At 75.7% G+C, this 4132-nt stretch carries 2 protein-coding genes; one reads left to right on the forward strand and one right to left on the reverse strand.

The features are described from left to right. On the forward strand, nucleotides 1-599 hold a 599-nt coding region (locus MXD58_RS21805), incomplete at its 5' end, for a bifunctional adenosylcobinamide kinase/adenosylcobinamide-phosphate guanylyltransferase (RefSeq protein WP_250609825.1). A 148-nt stretch (nucleotides 600-747) separates the two neighbouring features. On the opposite strand, the gene MXD58_RS21810 is transcribed toward MXD58_RS21805, so the two are convergent. Further along, nucleotides 748-4132: NB-ARC domain-containing protein (locus MXD58_RS21810; protein WP_250609826.1), on the reverse strand; the 3385-nt coding region annotated here is incomplete at its 5' end.

The raw sequence follows: 4132 nt of genomic DNA on the forward strand, positions 1-4132 counted from the left end.
CGGCGACGCCCACCGCGACTGCCAGACCCACCCCGACGGCCTGGCCCGCGCCCGCCCCGGCGCCGCCCCTGCGCGTGCTGATCACCGGTGGAGCGCGGTCGGGGAAGTCCGCGGAGGCGGAGCGGCGGCTGCTCGCCGAACCCGAGGTCGTCTATGTCGCGACCTCGATGCCGCCGGACCAGGGTGACCAGGAGTGGTCGGCGCGGATCGCGACGCACCGCGACCGGCGCCCGCCGTCCTGGATCACCCTGGAGACCCGCGACCTGGTGCCGCTGCTGCGCGAGCCAGGGCCGCCGCTGCTCATCGACGACATCGGCCTGTGGGTCGCCGCGCTGCTCGACGACCCCGACGCGCTTGCCACCCGCACGGCCGCGCTCGTCGAGGCCTGGCGGTTCGCCGCCCGCACGGTCGTCGCGGTGACCAACGAGGTCGGCTCCGGCGTCGTCCCGGCGACCCCGGCCGGACGGCAGTTCCGCGACGCGCTCGGCCGCACCAACGCCGCCCTCGCCGCCGCCGCCGACGAGGTCTGGCACCTCGTCGCCGGCATCCCCACCGCCCTACGCCCCCCAGCGCCAACCCGAACCGGCCCAGCCGGATAGCGCAGAGTTCCGTGTCCCATGGCAGGCCGAGCGGTACGCGGAACGCTGCGGGCTGACCCGGGGCATGGCACGCAGTGTAAAAGCCCCACTCACCGTCGGCCGGTGGCTCCCCGAGACCCGCGCGCTCGGCCGCGCGGCGGTGCCGGGTTCAGGACTCGAGGTCGTAGCGGAACAGGCCGGCGGAGCAGGCCACGATGATGCCCCGGCCGAGTTCCGCGGGAAGCCAGACGCCGGACCGGGCCGCTCCGTCGAAGCGCATGACTGTCAGGGGTCGCCAGCTCGCGGCGTCCCAGATCCGCATCGATCCGTCGCCGCTGAGGGTCGCCAGCATCGTGCCGTCCGGGGAGAACCGGGCATCCCGCACGGTGTGGCCATGGCCGCGTAGCGTGGCGACGGGCCCGCCGTCCTCGACCCGCCAGACCCGCACCGTGTGGTCCGCCCCCGCGCTGGCCAGCAGTCGGCTGTCCGGGGAGAAGCCGAGGCCGAGGACGTTGTCGGTATGCCCGACCAGCTCGCGGGCCATGGCCGCAGGCGCCGTGCGGGATGGTCGGGCCCCGGCCGGTGGCGTCTGCGGCCAGCGGTCCGGGTCCCACAGCGTGACGGCGTTGTCCTCGCCGCCGGTGGCGACCCAGTGCCCGTCGGGGCTGATCGCGCAGGCCAGCACCGGACCCGGCGGCCGTCGTCCGGGCCGCGCGAGCGTTGGTGGCAACGGCCGGCCGGTGGCGGCCGACCATCGCCGGACGGTCCCGTCCCCGCAGGCGCCGAGGACCCAGGTGCCGGTCGGGTCGACCGCCCACGCCTTGATCTCCGCGTCCGCCGTCATGGTGGCGCCGACATCGCCGGTCACCGGGTCCCAGCGGATGAGCTCGGTGTGATCGCCGGGGACGAGAACCCAGGACGAGACGGGCGCGACCGCGGAACTGCGCGCCGTGTCGACCGCTATGCGGTGGTTGATCCCGGTCGGCTCGCCGCTGTTGAGCTCCCAGGCCGCGACGGCGCCGTTCTCGGAGTACGCGACGACCAGCGGCGGGGAGACGACGGTTTCGTGGTCAGCGCCGGCTGCGGCCACCGGCCGGGAGGAGCGGACGACCACGGTGCCGCGCATCGACGCGTCCCGCCCGGCCGCTGGTGGTTTCGGCAGGTCGACGTCGGTGTCCCAGAGCCGGATCGTGCCGAAGCGGGCAGCGGCGGCGACCCAGCTTCCGTCAGCGGACAGGACGCAGTGGCGGCTGCCGATGCCGCTGGTGAGGTTCGCTCGCAGCGACCCATCGCGCAGGTCCCACAACCGCAGGGCGCCCTCCCAGCTGGTCGCGACGAGCAGCCAGCCGTCCCGGGCGACCGCGGCACCGCGGATCGGCCCGGCCGGATCACGGATCAGGCCGAGGGGGCGGCCGGAGCCGGGCGACCACCTACGGAACGTTCCGTCCCAGCCGGAGGACCCGAGCCAGGCGGCGTCCGCGGGGCACGTCAGCGAAAGCACCGCGCCGACGTGGCCGGCCAGTTCACCCGTCGGCTCGCCCGTCGCGGGATCGCAGAGTCGGATCAGCCCGTCGTCTCCCCCGACGGCGATCCACCGGGCTGTCGGCAGGCAGCAGCGCAGGCCGGCGGCGGAGACAGCGACCTCAAGGACGGGCGAGCCGTCCGCCACGTCCCACCCGCGCAGGTAACCGTCGGCACCGACGGCGACGATCCGGGCGCCGTCCGGGGTGAACGCGCAGGCGGTGACGGCACCGGCGGGCCCGCGCAGCACGTGTCCCGCCACCGGGGGGTCGTCCTCGAGGTCCGCTATGGACGCGATGTGCCAGAGTTGGACCGTGCCGTCCGCCCCCGCGGAGGCGAGGAGCCTGCCGTCGGGCGCGACGGCGCAGCCGTGCACCTCGCCCGTGTGTTCGCGCAGGACAGCCGCCTGACGCCCCTGGGGCAGGGTCCAGAGCCGGACGGTGCCGTCGTGGCCAGCGGAGACCAGCAGCCGGTCGTCGGGGGCGACCGCCAGTCCCTGCACCCGACCGTGGTGGCCGGTCAGCGTGCGGCGCATCGCGGGGTGCGGCTGGTCCGGCCGCGTCCAGCCGTTCATCAGCCGGGGCCGGGCCACGTGCGTGGCGAGGGCGAGTCGGGCCTCGTCGAGTTCCGGGGCATCGTCAAGACGGCTGAGCAGGATCGCGCCGAGGGCTGCCGGCGGGTCGGTGGGCGCCAGCAGGTGAGCGTTCTGCAGGATCACCCGGCGCAGGCCGGCGAGCACCGGTTCGGCGGGCCGCGCGGCGGCGGCGATCGCGAGATCGGCCTCTACCGCGACGGGGCCGAGCTGAGGTCGGCCCAGCTTCGCCAGCGTCCACCGCAGGTCGCTCAGCAGCGCGACAGCCTCGTCAACCCGGCCGGCCCCGACGAGATGACCGACGAGATACGTCCAGGCGTACGCGGCGCCACCGGCAGGCTCGGCGAGCAGCCACCAGGCAGCCCGGGCGGCTTCCGCTGGTAGGCAGGCGTCGCGCAGGGCGTCGCACAGCACCCCCTCCAGCGCGGCCAGCCGGCTCGGGCCGACCCGGATCCGCAGGTAGGTCCGCAGCACGTCCTGCAGCAGCAGAGTTGGCGGGGACCGCCGGTAGGCGACGACCAGGGAGAGGTCCGCGAACTCCTGGCAGAGGTCGTCGACCTCGTCACGGTCGAGGTCGCCGGTGGCCGCCCAGTAGGCCTCGAGCACCCCCCGGGGGATCGGGACGTCCTCCGGGAAGACGGCGAGTTCGAGGTAGCGGTCGAGCCGGTCGCCGGTCAGCAGGCCGAGGCTTGCCGCGAGGGTGGCCTCGACGGCCTCGGTGCGCTGCGCGGCACGGCTGACGTCGAGCCCGGTGGGACCGCGGCGTTCCAGCCGGCGCAGGACCCGGTCGACGGCCCGCGGTGCGCTCATCCCGTCCCGGACGTGCCGGACGAGCGCCCGGTTGACCAGGCTGAGCAGCACGGGCCAGCCGCCGGTGACGGTCAGCAGGCGGGCCTCCTGGGCCGGGGTGGGGCCGGGCAGGTCCAGCAGGAGCAGCGACAGCGCCTCGGCCGTCGCCATCGCCGGGATCTCGATCGCCCGGGCCCGCGGGGCGAGGTCCCGCTGACGGGTGGTGACGAGCCGGACGGTGTGCGCGCCGCCCTGCAGGAAGGGGGCGAGCTGGGAGCGGTACCAGACGTCGTCGACGACCAGCAGCCGCCGCTCGTCGCCGAGCAGGGTGCCGAGGTGGAAACCGGCCTGTTCCGGATCGGACAGCGCCGGGCGGGCGCCGGACAGCGCCTCGCTCAGGTCGTTGATCCGGTCGGCGAGCTGGGCGCCGCCGAGGGACTCCCCGACGGTGACCCACAGTAGGCCGCCGGGGAATCGGGCCGCGATCTCCGGGCGCCGGCAGACGTCCTTCGTCAGGGTGGTCTTGCCGATGCCGCCGGTGCCGTGCAGGACAACGGCGGCGGCCGGCGGCGCGAGCACCTCGCCGAGCACGGCCGCGGCGAGGCCCGGGCGGGCCACGAGTCCACCCCGGTCGGCGGGCAGCATCCAGGGC

Origin of the sequence: Frankia sp. AgKG'84/4, from assembly GCF_023242965.2 — a bacterium.
Lineage (GTDB): Bacteria > Actinomycetota > Actinomycetes > Frankiales > Frankiaceae > Frankia.